The sequence below is a fragment of the Euzebya pacifica genome (assembly GCF_003344865.1).
In the GTDB taxonomy this organism is placed as follows: domain Bacteria; phylum Actinomycetota; class Nitriliruptoria; order Euzebyales; family Euzebyaceae; genus Euzebya; species Euzebya pacifica.
Genome location: NZ_CP031165.1, coordinates 538,452 through 553,659, shown reverse-complemented (window position 1 = coordinate 553,659; position 15,208 = coordinate 538,452). Strand labels below are relative to the sequence as shown.

Genomic DNA, 15,208 nt, shown 5'->3' with positions numbered 1-15,208 from the left:
CACCCGACACGCGTGGCTAGCAGAGGGCGGTGACGGCGTCGCGGACCGATGACGAGACCACGTCGGAGCCGCCGACGAACTCGACCCGGGCCTCCTGGCGGCTGTCGCACAGCGCGGTCGCCGTCTCCTCCGGCAGGCGGTCCTGCTCGACGAGCAGCAACGGCTGGTTGGTCGCCGCGGACAGGCCTGCCGCCGCAAGGCCGTAGGCCCAGCCGAGCTCGTGGTCGCCGGCCGTGACCAGGTACCCAGCGGGATCGTCCCACCGTCGCTCGGCGATCATGGCCGCGGTCTCGTACCGGTTCGCGCCGGCGTGGCGCAGGTGCGGGCCGACGGCTCGTGCCACGTCTTCCGACAAGGCGGCCTCGCCGCCCATGACGATCGGGACCGCGTTGCCGTGCTCGGCCAGCCACGCCTCGACCGCGGGATGCAGCTCGGCGGTGGGGGTCAGCAGGATCGGCTGCCGCGTCCGGGCAGCCCAGCCACCAGCGGTGACGGAGTCCGCCCACGCCGCCGTGGGGTTGTCCGACGGGCCGTCGGCACGGGCGATGCCGACCTGGCGGGGCACGTCGTGGCGACGCGCAACCTCCTCGGCGATGGCGACGGACGTCTCGACCCTGCTGGGGCCAGCAAGCCGCCTGACGAGGTAGCCCATGTCGGCGAGCTCGTCGGCCACCGCAGCCGACAGCGCGGCCTCGCCTCCGAGGACCAGGACCTCGCCCTCGAGGGGCAGCATCCGACGGATCTCCGCCGCCGTGGCGGGGTCCAGCTGCGCCGGGTCGGTGAACAACAACGGCGAGTCGCCCGTCAGCGCCGACCCGGTGAGGGAGTCGGCGAAGGCGTCGTCGCGGGACAGCACGACGGCTGCCGCCTGGCGTCGACCCTCGCCGCGCGTGCCGTCCACGTCGCGGTACAGGCGCTGCGACAGCTCGATGGCCAGCGCCGCCGGGCTGATGGCGTCCTCTCCGCCCGACTGGGCGTCGAAGGTGCTGAACGTCGTCGAGGCGGTCAGGTCGTCCGGCGTGGGGTCGATCACGTCCGCCACGGTGGCCGTGGCCTCGACGGTCTGGGAGCCGACCGTGCTCGCCGACAGCTCCACCTCCAGCTCGTGGGACTGCCCAGCGGCCAGCCGGACGCCTTCGCAGGTCAGGCTGCCATCGACGGCGCGACAGTCCTCGGGGGCGGCGACGAGGTCGAGGTCACCGAGGTCGAGGGCGAGGAGGACCGGCGCCTCTGCGGGACCGTCGTTGTGCACACGGGTCGTGATGACCACGGGTTCGTCGACCGCGACCTCGCGGGGCGAGGCGGTCAGGTCGAGGGAGATGTCGGCATGCTCGGGCTCGGGTTCGATGGGGACGCCACCACCACCGCCGCCGGGGCTGCCACCCCCGCCGGGGCTGCCCCCGCCGCCACCCGGGGCGGGGTCGGTGACGGCGATGCGTGCCACGGCCTCACCGGCCAGTCCGGTGGCGTCGGAGGTGACGCGGACGACGACCTCGTGGATCCCGACGGCGAAGCCGGTGGTGTCCAGGGTCGTCTCGGGACCGGTCGCATCGTCGAACGCGCCGTCCTCGTCGAGGTCCCACGCGAAGGCCAGCGACCCGCCGTGCGGATCGGTGGACGTGGACGCGTCCAGCGGGACCTGCTGGCCGACCTCGTAGGGCCCCTCGGGGTCGTCGATCGTCGCCGTCGGTGGCGTGCGGACGCTGAGCACCCGCGTGGCGGTGTCCTGCAGCCCGCTGGCACCCGAGGTGACCCGGACGGTGATGTCGTGGTCGCCGGCACCCAGGAGGGCGGTGTCGACCGGGTTGATCGCCGTCGTCCCCTCGTCGGCGTCGAAGGCCCCGTCGTCGTCGACGTCCCAGGCGAAGGCGAGGGGGCCGCCCTCTGGGTCGGTCGAGGCGGATGCGTCCATGTCGACGACCGTGCCGACGGCAACGGCAGGGCCGGGGTCGGCCAGCGCCGCGACGGGCGGGTCAGCGGGTTCGACGGGTTCGGTCACGGCGACAGATGCGCTTGCCGTGTCCTCGAGGCCGAAGGTGTTGGTCACGCGGACCGCCACCGGGTGGGTGCCTGCGGGGAAGCCGGTGGTGTCCAGCGTGGTCGTCGCCCCGGTGGCGTCGTCGAAGGCGCCGTCGTCGTCGAGGTCCCACGCGAACGTCAGGGCCGCGCCCTGCGGGTCGGAGGAGCTCGACGCGTCCAGCGGCACGGGCGTGCCGGCGTCGACGGCGGGACCCGGGTCGGCGATGGCCGCGACCGGGGGCAGGGGCTCGGACTCGATCTCGATGTCGGCGCTGGCCTGCGCGGTCTGTCCGTCGCCGTCGGTGACGGTGACGGTGACGGTGTGGACGCCGCTGGTCAGGTCCGTTGTGTCGAGAATCGGGGTCGCCGACGTCGGGTCGTCGAAGCCGGCGCTGCTGGCGCCGTCCAGGGTCCACGCGTAGGTCAGGCTCGACGCGTCGGGGTCGACCCAGCTCTCGGCAGCCAGGGGCGCTGGGGCGCCGCGCTGGATGATGCCCGTGGGCACCGACACGGCACCGACTGGCGGACGCAGGGGCCCGGCGATGACCTGGACCTCCGACATGACGAGTTCACGCCCCGGGCCCTCGAGGAGGATCCGGACGTAGCGTCCGCGAACGCCCTCGACGAAGGTGGTCGGCCGGCCGACGGTGGCGGAGAAGGACGTGACGGTGATGGTCGGGTCCGCCAGGAGCTGGTCCAGCGTTCGCGAACCGAACGGCGTGGGGGAGACCATCACGTGGCCGTTGGAGAGCCGTCCCAACGAGTGCTGCAGCCAGTTCCAGACGCGGACCTCCTCGACGAGGCGCATCCCGCCGAGGTCGACCTCCCACCACTGGTTGGTGCCCTTCGACGTGTGGCTGATGGAGCAGTCACCCTCGTAGCCGGCGACGCTGCCGTCGATCGCCTTGCTGGCCGCATGCGGGCCACAGGGGGTGTAGGTGTGGGTGGTGGACTGCCGGGCCGTGCCCGCGAGCGCCTGGTTGGTCGGTGCGGCGGTGTCGACGTAGCGAGCCACGACGTCCGTCGTGGACACGCCACCGACGATGGCATGGGTGTGTGCACGGCCGCTGGACCACCCGACGAACGTCAGTGCGCCCTGCTGCAGCGGGCTGGAGACCGTCACGCGCTGGTTGGTGTACAGCGTGAAGGAGGTGGGCTGGGTGATCTGCGCGCCACCGAGCAGCACCGGCAGTCCCGGCGGGTCGGTGGTGATGGTGTACTCGTGCTCGTCCATCCGCAGGTCGATGCACTCCACGTCGGTGTACCCGCTGGAGTCGGTGGCGGTGAGACACCCGGTGAGGTACCAGTTGCTGCCGTGGTCGGGGATCCAGAACGGCGCGAGGCTCGCGCCCGTGCCGGAGGCCTCGTCGGGATGCACGTGGTTGTTGTGGTGGATCTGGACGTGCCACTCCAGCGACGTGCCGGTCAGCTGGCCGTCCTCGGCGTCGGTTGCCTCGCCGGTCATGGCGACCATGTCGCCGATGGCGTACCCGTCCTCGACCGTCGGGCTGGTGATGCTGGCCTGCGGGGCGTAGGTGGTGTCGACGGTCCACTGGAACGTCGACGAGCTGGTCCGGTCCCCGTCGCTGGCCACCACGATGACGTCGTAGGTGCCGGGAGTGGTGGGCTGGCCGGTGATCCGGCCCGTCGCCGACATGACGATGCCGGGCGGCAGCGGACCTGCCGGATCGACCGAGAAGGTCACGGGCTGGCCGTCGGGGTCGCTGGCGAGCAGCTGGAGGTTGACGTCGCCGCCGAGCCCGCTGGCCTGGTCGGCCGGCGGGGAGATGACCGGGGCACGGTTGGGGTCCTCACCGACGTACCGGACGCGGTTGATGGACCCGTCCACGATGTCGAGCAGCCACAGCGTCCCGTCGGGGGCGAGCTGCACGTCGACGACGAAGCCGATGTCGGTCGCGAACAGCTCCGCGTCGGCAAGGTTGCCGGTGGCCAGCCCCCCGCTGTCACGAGCCGCCGGCAGGTACGACAGCGTCCGGTCCTCGAAGTCGGAGAAGAACCATCCTTCCTGATAGGTCAGCGGCCAGCCGGTCCCGCGGAACCAGTCACCGCCGATGATCGAACCGCCACTCGGCGGATCGGCGCCGGGGGGGATGTAGGAGTCGTGGCGATAGGCATGCAGCGCGGGGGTGATGTCGACCGCACCGTTGGCCACGTCGTCGTAGAGGTCCTGGCAGGCCTCCTCGCCGGAGTACTGGAAGGTCGGCAGGTTCTCGCCCTGTCCTCCTTCGTAGCACGGCCATCCGTGCGTCCCGCCCCGTCCCGCGTTGACCTCCTCCATGGTGGAGAAGCCCACGTCGCCGAGCAGCAGGTCGTTGCGTTCGGGGTGCACGGCGAAGCGGAACGGGTTGCGCAGGCCGGCTGCCACGACCCGTGAGCGGTTGTCCGTCGGGTCGCCGCTGTACCAAGGGTTGTCGGGCAGCCCCAGGCCGGTGGCAGGGTCGATGCGCAGGACCTTGCCGTTCAGGCTGTCGGGGTCGCCGGCCCGGAAGGCTCGGGGGTCGGCGACGGAGGCCGACGCCCCGTCGCCGTGCCCGGCGTGGAGTGCGCCGTCGGGCCCGAAGCGCAGGGTGCCGACGGCGTGCAACGTGTCGTCCGCCGCGACGCAGTCCTCGAGGTATCCGGCGCCATCGGTGCATGCCGCCGTCGGGAGGCAGTCGGCGTCGTTGCTGGGGTCCCCGTCGTTCAGGCAGCCGGGGAAGCACAGGCCACCGGTCGTCGCGCAGTCGGGGTCGGGACCGAGTGCGGCCTCGAGCTCGGCCGGGGTCGGAGCCCACGGGTCGGCCATCCCGGCCCCACCGAGGACCACCGCCTCACTGCCGGGGACGACCTCGTAGGACTGCACCTGCACGCCCGCCCCGAGGTCACGCACGACGGGGGCAAGCTCCACCGACGTCAGGCGCGAGATGCGCCGTCCGCTGCCCTCGTCGGCCAGTCCGTCCGGATCCCAGACGTACCACAGGTACAGCAGCCTGGTGGCAGGGTCGGCCCGGTCGAAGTCGGGATGGAACGCGATGCCCGTCAGCCCGTGGTCGTTGTTGTGGTTGACCTTGTCGGAGATGTCCAGGATGCGGCCGTGGCGTGTGCCGTCCTCGCCGTAGAGGTCGACGAGTCCGCGCTTCCCAGCGACCGCCAGGAGGGGCTCGCCCGGCAGGAACGCCATGCCAGCGGCCAGGACGGTGTCCGACACGTCCATCACGTTCTCGATGACGAAGTCGGTCGGTAGCGTGGGCTGCGCCACGGCTGCCGGCGGTACCGCCAGCAGCGTCGCCGCCACCATGGAGAGCATCAACACCACGAGCCGGACGCGTCCGCGCGCGCCCACGACGATCCTCGACTTCACGTTTCCACCCCTGGGTACTGCCTCGACGTTCCCGTGTGTCGCAGCGTAGCCCCATGGGGAGACGACTTCAGGAAGATGTTCACTCACCGTAGTGAGACGTAACGCGCCGCCGAAGTCAACCCTCTGTCTGCAGCAGCGGGTGCCATCGCACGCGCCAGGCCTGCGCGGCGGTCAGGTCGTGACCGCCCTCGGCCCAGAACATCAGGTTGTCCGCCCCCAGCCCGACGCACTCGTCGGCGCGGACGCTGCCGTCGCGGTCGCCGTCGGCTGCGGACGTGCACTCGGGTGTGTCCTCGATGGTGTCGTGGGCACGTCCGTCGTCCTCGCTCGTGTGGACCGGCAGACCGGCGATGTGGAGCAGCTCGTGCAGGGCAACCGTTCCCCTCGCCGACGGGTCGTCGCCGACGGAGACCAGCACGCACGCGTGGGACGGGGGGCCGACCACGGGAGTCCCGGGCGCGGCCACGGCGAACCCGCCGATGTCGCCGTCGGGATTGCGGTAGGCCATCGACCACGTCCGTGGCGGATCCGCGGCTGCGCTCAGCACACCCTCGCCGATGCGTTCGGCGAGGACGACGACCGCGGTGTTCGGACCCGGCCCGAGCGCATCGTCAGCGGCCGTGCAGGCCTTGTGGCCGTCCCCGGCGAGGCCGTCGACGCCGAGCACGCGGTGGCTCGCCCCGGCCTCCCCGGCCACCACCACGTCGAGCTCGTCGACACCGAGGCCGTGCGGGGACAGGACCGCATCCATGTCCGCGCGCCACCGACCGGCCACCGCCTCGACGTCGACGTCGACCGTGGCCCACACCACGACGTCGAGCTGTCGCGGTGCCGGGTTGCCGTCGTCGTGGCTGACGGCGGTCGCCACGGTGGCCGTCGTGCCGTTGGTCGCCACGCGCACGCGCCACTCCCCCTCCGCCAGGGGTTCGTCGGGGGTCGAGGCCACGTAGAGGCCGACGGCACCCTCGTCGGCCAGCACCCGAGGGTGGAGGTCGTCGACCAGGAGCAGGCCAGCTCGCAGGTCCGCGGCGTAGCGCACCTCGCCAGCGGGGTCGGTCACCCTGGTGATGCCGACCAGCTCGGCAGGGTCCTCCCCTTCCACCGAGAGCAGCCAGGCACGGTCGTTCCCGCCGATCGTGACCCCGACCTCGTCACCGTCAGCGACTGGTTGCCTGGCGATTCGGAGCTGCCCGGGTGGTGACACGGAAGGGGAGGGCACCGCCGAGGGGCCCGGGGTCGCCCCGGATGCGGCCGGCTCCGCGGTGCGCAGCGCGAGCGGGGGCAGCGTGGGCGCCGAGCTGGGCGCAGCACCGGTGCACGCGGACACGAGGACCGCCACCAGGGCCGCGAGCAGGATGGTCGACACGGTCCTCACACGGTGCGGAGGGTACGCGCGCCGGCACCGCCGTCGGGGCAGGCTCGACCCCGCGGCCATCTCCGTGGCCGACACCGGACCCGACTCCGGAATTGACAACGCCTCCAGCCCGGGCGGCGGACGTGGAGGCGTTGCGATTCATACTACACGGGTCCTACGACAACGGTGGTAATCCGGACGCCGGTCCGTGTGCGGGTCAGCCCAGCACCGCGGTGGCGAAGGTGACCTGGAAGGGCTGGCACCAGATGACGACCGCCAGCTCCTGGGACAGGTCGAGGCCGTCCGGCACGTCGTAGTTCTGGTTGCCCACGTTGCCCTTGAGGCTGCCGAGGTCCACCGCATCGGCGTTGATCTGCGGCGTGCCGTCGACGACCGGGGCGAGGTAGACGTGCAGGTCCGGTCCGTTGGTGACCTCGAAGTCCTCCAGCCGCAGCACCCGGCTGCCGTCGGCGAGCTCGTAGACGGTGGCCGACCCAGACCCCTGGTGGACGCTGTCGGCGCCCACGAAGGAGCCCCGGACGATGGCCGTGGGCTCGCCATCGGGCATGTCCTCGACCTCCTCGACGTCCTCGGCCGCCGCGGCCTCCATCTCGGCCTCCACCTCCTCCTGGGTCATGTCGTCCGGGACGACCGCACCATCGGAGAGGGGGAAGGCCCCGGAGTCAGCGTCCGCACCTGTCTCGGCCGCGGTGTCCTCGCCGGGGAACGCCTCGTCGACGACCTCGTCGACGAAGTAGGGACTGATCAGCCAGAAGGCGACGGCCAGCACGACGACGACGGCCGCGGCGATACCTGCACGGATGACGGGCTTGCTCATGATTCCTGCCTCGTTCGTGGGTTTGGTGAGGGTGGGCTGGCGACAACCGTCCGGCCCGTCTGGATCCTCCCGGCACGGCTAGCATGCGGGACACCGTAAGGAGTTCGAAAGAGCCATGAACCAGATCAAGCAGATCATCCAGACGTTCAACGTCACCCGCCAGCACGACCCGAGCGTCGTGCCCGCTGTTGCGCTCGGGGCCGGTGGGGCCCTGGTGCTCTGCCTGGTGCTCGGCTTCGTGCTCGGGCCGCTGCTGCTGTGGATCCCGCTGGCCCTCTTCGCGATGATCGCCACGGCGCTGATCATCCTGGGCCGCAAGGCGCAGTCGGCCAGCCTGGCGGCGATCGAGGGACAGGCCGGTGCCGCCGCGGCGGTGCTGCAGTCGATGCGGGGGGCATGGGAGATCACCCCGGCGGTGGCGTTCAACCGTCGCGAGGACATGATCCACCTGGCCGTGGGTCCCCCCGGTGTCGTGCTGGTGGCCGAGGGCACGTCCCCCGCACGGGTGAAGCAGCTGATGGCCAAGGAGCGACGCCGCTTCGACCGGGCGGCCGGCGAGGTCCCCGTGACCGAGGTGCTGGTCGGCGACGGCGAGGACCAGGTCGAGCTGAAGAAGCTGGCCTTCCACATGGCCAAGCTGCCGCGGGCCATCAAGCCCAAGGAGGTCGGGCCGCTGAACCGCAAGCTGAGCGCGCTGAAGGCGTCCGCACCGCCCATGCCCAAGGGGCCGCAGATGCGACGCGCCCCCAAGAAGTACCGCTAGGCGACCGCGGTGAGGGACCGTCGGGCGCCGTCGTTGTCGGGTCTCGACGGCTGGTTGCAGTCACCGCCGCGGAGCCTGTCGCAGCATCGCGGACGGATCGTGCTCGTCTGGTTCTTCTCGCTGTCCGCCCCGGGCTGCGTCGAGATGGTGCCGGCCCTGCGGTCGCTGTGGGAGGACCACCGCGGCCTGGTCGACGTGATCGGCGTGCACGCCCCCCAGTTCGCCGACGACGCCGATCCGCAACGCATCGCGCTGGGCGTTGCCCGGGCCGGCATGCCGTGGCCCGTGGCGATGGACCACCGGCGGACCGTGTTCACCCGCTGGCACGGGGACCGGTCCCGGCAGGGCTGGCCCAGCACCCACGTGGTGGACCAGCAGGGCCGCGTCGTGGCGATCCACGACGGCGCCGGGGTTGACCCCATCCGCACGACGGTCGAGGCGCTCCTCGACCGTTGAGCTGGCTGGCCGGGCGACCGGCAGGCCGCCCGGCGATCGGGCTCAGGCGCCCGGCGGCGGGACGCAGGGGAACGGCGCCGGGAACAGGCACTCCTCCTCTGCAGGCGGGTCCTCGCCGTCGGCCGGCGGGTCCTCCTCGTCGGCAGGCGGGTCCTCGTCAGCGGGCGGGTCCTCTTCCTCGTCGCCACCGGTGATGATGTCGATGATGTCGCCGACGGGGAGCGGCGTCATGCCGAGCAGGTCCTGCACCTCCGTCAACGCGCCGAGCAGCAGCAGGGCCGCGGCCTCGCAGGCAAGCAGGTTGACGAAGGAGGTGCAGATGACGGGGGCGCCACCGAGGTCGGCCAGGGTGTCGGGCAGCCCCTGGACCAGGTAGGCGATGGTCTCCGTCGGCAGGATCAGGCCGTCGGTCAGCAGGATCGGCCCGTTGTAGAGCCCCCCGTTGGCCGCGGCCGCGAAGCCGGGGACCCAGACGTCATCGCGTCCGTCGACCTCGGCCAGCAGCAAGCGGTCGAAGTCCGACACCGAGAGGTAGCCGCGTGCAGCGGCGACCGCGACGGCGGTGGCGAACCGGTTCACGCCTGCGACCCGCTCGACGGTGATGCCGAGGCCCTCGAGCTCCGTGGCGACGGCCGGGGCGATCGCCTCCTCGCCACCGATGATGGTGACCGTGGTGATGTCGGCACCCTCGAGGTAGGTCCGCAGCGTCGGGGTCAGGACGTCGGTCTGGGTCAGCAGGATCGGGATGCGGTCCTCCGCGGCCCAGGGCCCGACGGAGAGGCTGTCGACGTAGGCCTGGGCATCGTCCCCACCGTCACCGGGGTAGGCCCGGGCGATGATGGCGCGTGACGCGTCGGGCATCAGCCCAGCCGCAACCTCGACGGCGGTCTCGATGCGGGTGGGGCCTCCGAGGCGGTCGACCCGCAGGTCCAGCCCCTCCAGCTGGGCCACCACGGAGTCGGAGATGGCGGAGGTGTTGCCGAGGACCACGACCTGGGTGACGCCGAGCCGGGCGAGCTCGTCGACCACGCGGGGGTCCAGCTCGTCCTCCGCGGTGACCAGCAGCGGTGCCTGCAGGACTCCCTGGGCTCCACCGCTGGACAGCGAGTCCGGGAAGATCGTCGACCGGCTGATCATCGCCACCGGCGACATGCCGTCGGGGAAGGTCGCCTTGGACAGGTTGATGGCCGCCTCGACGCCGTCGTCGCCCAGCAGCTGCACCGCGTTGTCCAGCGGGATGTCCCCGATGGCCCCGACGACGCCGTCCTCGACCTGGTCGACGATGTCGGTGAGGGGATCCTCGAGCTCCGGTGGTAGGTCGGGGATGGGGATCTGCCCGACCACGTCACCGATCTGTGCGCTGGCCGCCCCGACGGGGCCCAGGATCGTGACGGACAGGACGAGCAGGATGCTGAGCGCGCGGAGGACTGGCTTCATCCAGGGGCCCCTTCGGGTCGGTGGTGGACTGCGGCAGGGATCTACCCGTGCACGGTCCGAGTGACGCACGCCAGTCGAGTGGCTGGCAATGGTCCCTCGTGACTGGTCAACGGGAGGTGAGCCCTTGACGAACTTCCACAGCCAACCCGTGCGGCCGGTTGGGAAGGGCGGCTGGGGATGGCATCCTTGCCCATCCGTTGTGCCTGCACTGATGCTCCGCCCCTGGCAACGACGCGCGCTCGACGCGCTCGCTGACCACCCGCACCCCGACTTCCTCGCCGTGGCCACGCCAGGGGCGGGCAAGACGACGTTCGCGCTCGTGGCGATGATCCGTGAGCTGAGCCGCCAGCCGGGGCCGGCCGTCGTCGTCGCCCCGACCGCGCACCTCAAGATCCAGTGGGCCGACGCGGCCGCGCGCCTCGGGCTGCACCTGGACCCGTCGTGGAGCGCCGGGCAGCCGTTCAGCCCCGACATGCACGGCATCGTCACGACCTACCAGCAGGTGGCCTCGGCCGCCGTCGACCTGGCCCAACGGGTCGCCCACGGGGTCGTCGTGCTCGACGAGGTCCACCACGCCGGCGACGACCGTGCATGGGGCGATTCGGTCGCGACGGCCTTCCAGTTCACGCGCCGACGCATCGCGCTGTCCGGCACGCCGTTCCGGTCCGATACCCAGGCCATCCCGTTCGTCCGCTACGACTTCGACGAGGCCCAACCCGACATCGAGTACGGCTACGGCGACGCCCTTGCCGACGGCGTCGTGCGGCCCGTCTACTTCCCCCGCATCGACGGGGAGATGGAGTGGGTGTCCGCCGATGGCTCCCACCATGCGGCGTCCTTCGGGGATGCCCTGGACCGCACCCTGACCGCCCAGCGGCTGCGCACGGCGCTGTCGTTGCACGGCGAGTGGCTGCCGTCGGTCCTGGTCCGGGCGAACAGCGCGCTGATGAAGGTGCGGCGCACCCACCCCGACGCCGGCGGCCTGGTCATCGCCATCGACACCGAACACGCCTCGGGCATCGTGCGGTTGCTGCGCGAGCGCTGTGGCGTCCGCGCGGTCGTGGCGACCTCCGATGACCCCGACGCCTCGGACAGGATCGCCAACTTCTCGCGGTCGGCCGATCCGTGGATCGTCGCCGTGCGCATGGTGTCGGAGGGTGTGGACATCCCCCGCCTGCGGGTCGGGGTGTGGGCGACGACGACCGCGACCGAGCTGTTCTTCCGGCAGGCCGTCGGTCGCCTGGTGCGCGTCACCCCCGACACCCGGGGCGCCCGGTCGATGATGTTCCTGCCCGACGACCCCCGGTTGCGTGCCCACAGCATGGGCATCTCCGAGGCGCGTCGCCACTTGCTGAAGCGCAAGGAGGAGCAGGAGGAGGACCTGCTCGCCGACCCGCTCGAGGCGATGATGGTGGAGGAGGGCGAGCAGATCTCGCTGTTCCAGGCCGTCGCCGCGACCGCGTCGGACAACGGCTCATCGGAGGAGCCCGAGTGGTTCACCGCCGATCCCTTCCCGGCGGCCGACCAGGAGGGCGTGCCCCTCACGCTGTTCCCCCCGCCCACCCCCGGCGGGAAGGTCCCCCAGGTCGGTGAGGACGGGCTGCCGATCCAGGCCATGCACGTCACCAAGGCCACGCTCCGCAAGCGCAACGCCGACCTGGTTCGGCTGCTGGTCCGCCGCGCCAACATGGACCACAAGGCCGTCAACCTGGAGCTCAACCGCCTCTCGGGCATCAAGCGGATCTCCGACGCCACCGCCGACCAGCTCGAGCAGCGCCTCGAAGCCGGCGAGAAGTGGCTGACCCGCCTCTGACCGTCCCTCGCGGCCACCGGCAGGGGCTCGCGCGGCCACCGGCACGATCGGGGCCCAACCCACGCAGGGGAGGGGAACGGCACGATCGTGCGCCCGCCCCCGGACGAACCACAGCCCGGTTCCGACGGGGGGGACGGAACCGGGCTCCGGCAGTGCTGACGTTACGCGGGTGGATGTGCTGACGTCACCCCGGCAACGGCCTCCTCGTGGGACTAGTTGCCGCCTCCGAGGACACCGCCGACCACGTCGGTGACCGGGTCGAGCCCGCCGGCGCCGCCGTCGACCCCGCCCAACGGGTCACCCAGCAGGCCGTCCAGGTCGGGCAGCTCCACGCCGGTGACCTGCTCGATGACGTCGAGGAGGTCACCGACGAGCGGCAGGTCGGTCAGGTCCAGGCCCAGCAGGTCGGTTGCGTCGAGCAGGTCACCCAGCAGCAGGAGGCCGGCGGCCTCGCAGGCGATCGGGCTGACGAAGCTGGCGCAGATGGTCGCAGGGCCGCCGTCGGCCAGGTTGGCTTCCAGGCCCTCGGTGATGAACGACATCGTCTCGGCCGGGATGACATCGCCGGAGGTCAGGAGGACCGGGGCGCGGTGGGTGGCACCGTGGGCGGCGCTGGCGAAGCCGGGGGCCCAGACGTCGGTGCGGGAGGAGGTGCCCTCGGCGAGGATCAGCCGGTCGGCGTCACCGGAGTTGGCGAAGCCACGCTCGTTGGCGACGGCCACGGCGGTGGCGTAGCGGTTGCTGCCGGAGACGCGACGGGTGGTCACGCCCAGGGCCTCGACGGCCTGCTGGGTGGCGGCCGACACGGCGGTCTCGCCACCGATGATGACGACGTCGGTGATGGAGGAGTCGGTCAGGTAGCTGGCCACGGACGGGGTCAGGGTGTCGGTCTGGGTCAGCAGGACGGGCCAGTCGTTCTCGGCAGCCCACGGGCTGACGGCCAGCAGGTCGGCGTAGGCCTGGGAGTCGTCGCCGTCGGCGGAGTACGCCCGGGTCATGACGGCCGTGGTGGCGTTCGGCGCGGTCTCGGCAGCGGCCAGGGTGGCGGTCTCGACACGGCTCGGGCCGCCGACGCGGGTCACGTCGAGGCCGGCGATCTCCAGCTTCTGGACGACCAGCGGGTTGATGGCGGAGTCGGCACCGAGGATGACGAGGCGCTCGACGCCGAGGCGGACCAGCTCGCGAGCGGTGCGGCTGTCGAGGTCGCTGGACCCGGTCAGCAGCAGCGGCGCGTCGAAGATGCCCTGGAGGGCGCCGGTGGTCAGCGCGTCGGCGAAGACGTCGTCGCGGGCGATGATGGCGGTGTCGGAGGCGTCGTAGGTTGCCTGGCTGAACGCGATGGAGGCGTCGACGGCGTCCTCACCCTTCAGCGCGAGCAGGTTGGACAGGATCACGTCGGCCAGGACGTCGGTGATGATGCCGTCGAGCTGGTCGATGATGTCGGTGACCGGGTCCAGGATCGGGTCGGCCGGCTCGAGGATCGGGCCGAGGCCGTCCAGGATGTCGGTCAGGTCGCCGAGGATGCCCGTCGGGTCGTCGATGAGGTCGGTGGGGTCCGTCGGCAGGCCTGGCAGGTCGGGCAGCGGCAGGTCGTCAACGGGGTCGAGCACGGGGTCCAGGACCGGATCCAGGGGATCGAGTACCGGGTCCAGGATCGGGTCGACGATCGGAATCTCTGGGACGAGGGGCAGCTGGGCCGACACCGGACCAGCGATCAGGGCGGCGCCGAGGACACCGGCGACGAAGGGGAAACGCTTCATGTGTGGGCACACCTTTGGAGGTCTGGAAGTGACTGCGGAACACGCTGCCGAACGACGTCGACGGCGTGTGACCCCATGGTGTTTCAGCCACACGTAGAGTCATATCCCCCGTTCCGACCATCTTTTGGCGCACAAACGGACTAGTCACCGCGCTGTTGGTACCCGTGGGTTGGGTCGCGGGTGGGTGGGCGTGCGATCCTCGATCGCAGTCGAGGACGAGGAGCCAACGTCATGAGCAAGCTGCAGGACCGCACGGTGCTGATCACCGGTGGCGGGTCGGGCATCGGCCGGCAGATGGCCCAGGCCTTCGCGGCCCGTGGCGCGACCGTCGTCATCTGGGACATCGACCTCGAGGCCGCCAGGGCGGTCACCAAGGACCTCGAGTCCAGCTCCGGTGGTGTCCACCACGCCTTCCGCGTCGACGTGTCCGACCGCGCGATGGTCGCCCGCACCGCCGAGGAGGTGCGCAGCTCGGTGGGGGACGTCGACGTCGTGGTGAACAACGCCGGCATCGTGGCCGGCAACCGACCGCTGACGGAGACCAGCGAGGAGGAGATCGAGCGGACGTTCGCCGTGAACACACTCTCGCTGTTCTGGGTCACCAAGGCCTTCCTCGGCGACATGGTGGCCCGCAACTCGGGTCACGTCGTGACGATCGCCTCGGCGAGCGGACTGCTCGGCGTGTCACGCATGGTGGAGTACGCCTCCTCCAAGCACGCCGCGGTCGGGTTCGACGAGTCGCTGCGCATGGAGCTCGCCGAGGTGGCGCCCGGGGTCCGCACCACCGTCGTCAACCCGTTCTTCATCGACACCGGCATGTTCGAGGGCGTGCGCAGCCGCGTTCCGTTCCTCCTGCCGATCCTTGCCGAGGCCGAGGTGGCCAAGGCCGTGGTGGTCGCCGTCGAGCGCAACCGGTCGGTCGTGAACCTGCCCCGTCTCGTCGGCCTGCTGGCCCCGATGCGGATCCTCCCGGTGAAGGCCTTCGACGCGGCCATCGGCCTGCTCGGCGTCAACGACACCATGAAGACCTTCCACGGACGGGCCCCACGGCCGGAGCCCGTCGACGCGGACTAGGAGATCGGTCCGTCGGTCGGGGTCCCGTCGGTAGGGCCGTACGGGTCGGCCGGCGGGTACTGGGCGGCGTGGGGCTCGAAGACGTCCACGTCGGTCGGCAACACGATCCAGGCGATGAAGTAGGCAAGGAACTGCGGGCCCGGCAGGAGGATGGACAGCGCCGCGATCAGGCGGACGGTCGACGGGTCCCAGCCCATCGACTCGGCGATCCCGCCGCAGACGCCGGCGATCTTCTTGTCGCGGGTGGACCGGTACAGGCGGGTGGGGGCGGTGGCGGTGCTCACGGTGGGTTCTCCTCGATGCGTGACCGCCGCGGGATCGCGGCGACATCGA

At 71.6% G+C, this 15,208-nt stretch carries 10 protein-coding genes; 4 read left to right on the top strand and 6 right to left on the bottom strand.

The features are described from left to right. Nucleotides 1-16: 16 nt before the first annotated feature. The 3 genes from DVS28_RS02200 to DVS28_RS29105 all read right to left on the bottom strand — a co-directional run bounded on the left by DVS28_RS02200 (nucleotide 17) and on the right by DVS28_RS29105 (nucleotide 7,572). Nucleotides 17-5,380, bottom strand: coding sequence for a cell wall-binding repeat-containing protein (locus DVS28_RS02200; protein WP_114590001.1), 5,364 nt, complete (start codon nucleotides 5,378-5,380; stop codon nucleotides 17-19). Between the two features lie 115 nt (nucleotides 5,381-5,495). Next, a complete protein-coding gene (locus DVS28_RS02195) occupies nucleotides 5,496-6,746 on the bottom strand; it encodes a zinc metalloprotease (RefSeq protein ID WP_216826338.1) in 1,251 nt (416 codons plus the stop codon). A 205-nt stretch (nucleotides 6,747-6,951) separates the two neighbouring features. Next, nucleotides 6,952-7,572 carry a DM13 domain-containing protein gene (locus DVS28_RS29105; RefSeq protein ID WP_216826337.1) on the bottom strand — a complete coding sequence of 207 codons (621 nt, stop codon included), beginning with the start codon at nucleotides 7,570-7,572 and terminating at the stop codon, nucleotides 6,952-6,954. Between the two features lie 115 nt (nucleotides 7,573-7,687). Here DVS28_RS29105 and DVS28_RS02185 point away from each other — a divergent pair, with 115 nt between their 5' ends. After that, complete coding sequence (locus DVS28_RS02185; protein WP_114589999.1) at nucleotides 7,688-8,335, top strand: DUF4191 domain-containing protein; 648 nt, start codon at nucleotides 7,688-7,690, stop codon at nucleotides 8,333-8,335. 9 nt (nucleotides 8,336-8,344) lie between these two features. After that, entirely contained in the window at nucleotides 8,345-8,791 is a 447-nt protein-coding gene (locus tag DVS28_RS02180) for a redoxin domain-containing protein (protein WP_114589998.1), read from the top strand. A gap of 42 nt (nucleotides 8,792-8,833) precedes the next feature. Here the strand turns inward: DVS28_RS02180 and DVS28_RS02175 are convergent, their stop codons facing one another. Further along, nucleotides 8,834-10,228, bottom strand: a complete 1,395-nt coding sequence (locus DVS28_RS02175) for a cell wall-binding repeat-containing protein (RefSeq protein WP_114589997.1) — start codon at nucleotides 10,226-10,228, stop codon at nucleotides 8,834-8,836. A 211-nt stretch (nucleotides 10,229-10,439) separates the two neighbouring features. Here DVS28_RS02175 and DVS28_RS02170 point away from each other — a divergent pair, with 211 nt between their 5' ends. After that, a complete protein-coding gene (locus DVS28_RS02170) occupies nucleotides 10,440-12,041 on the top strand; it encodes a DEAD/DEAH box helicase (protein ID WP_164709833.1) in 1,602 nt (533 codons plus the stop codon). A 212-nt stretch (nucleotides 12,042-12,253) separates the two neighbouring features. Here the strand turns inward: DVS28_RS02170 and DVS28_RS02165 are convergent, their stop codons facing one another. Beyond that, on the bottom strand, nucleotides 12,254-13,801 hold the full coding sequence (locus DVS28_RS02165; RefSeq protein WP_114589995.1) for a cell wall-binding repeat-containing protein: 1,548 nt from the start codon (nucleotides 13,799-13,801) through the stop codon (nucleotides 12,254-12,256). 231 nt (nucleotides 13,802-14,032) lie between these two features. Between DVS28_RS02165 and DVS28_RS02160 the strand changes: the two genes are divergently transcribed. Next, complete coding sequence (locus DVS28_RS02160) at nucleotides 14,033-14,875, top strand: SDR family oxidoreductase (RefSeq protein WP_114589994.1); 843 nt, start codon at nucleotides 14,033-14,035, stop codon at nucleotides 14,873-14,875. On the opposite strand, the gene DVS28_RS02155 is transcribed toward DVS28_RS02160, so the two are convergent. After that, nucleotides 14,872-15,159 carry a PspC domain-containing protein gene (locus DVS28_RS02155; protein ID WP_114589993.1) on the bottom strand — a complete coding sequence of 96 codons (288 nt, stop codon included), beginning with the start codon at nucleotides 15,157-15,159 and terminating at the stop codon, nucleotides 14,872-14,874. The genes DVS28_RS02160 and DVS28_RS02155 overlap by 4 nt on opposite strands. Between the last annotated feature and the right edge of the window lie 49 nt (nucleotides 15,160-15,208).

What these genes read in the sequence shown, in the direction of transcription:
- DVS28_RS29105 (WP_216826337.1), bottom strand. Translation starts at nt 7,572, where the DNA reads ATGAGCAAGCCCGTCATCCGTGCAGGTATCGCCGCGGCCGTCGTCGTC.
- DVS28_RS02185 (WP_114589999.1), top strand. Translation starts at nt 7,688, where the DNA reads ATGAACCAGATCAAGCAGATCATCCAGACGTTCAACGTCACCCGCCAG.
- DVS28_RS02175 (WP_114589997.1), bottom strand. Translation starts at nt 10,228, where the DNA reads ATGAAGCCAGTCCTCCGCGCGCTCAGCATCCTGCTCGTCCTGTCCGTC.
- DVS28_RS02170 (WP_164709833.1), top strand. Translation starts at nt 10,440, where the DNA reads ATGCTCCGCCCCTGGCAACGACGCGCGCTCGACGCGCTCGCTGACCAC.
- DVS28_RS02165 (WP_114589995.1), bottom strand. Translation starts at nt 13,801, where the DNA reads ATGAAGCGTTTCCCCTTCGTCGCCGGTGTCCTCGGCGCCGCCCTGATC.
- DVS28_RS02160 (WP_114589994.1), top strand. Translation starts at nt 14,033, where the DNA reads ATGAGCAAGCTGCAGGACCGCACGGTGCTGATCACCGGTGGCGGGTCG.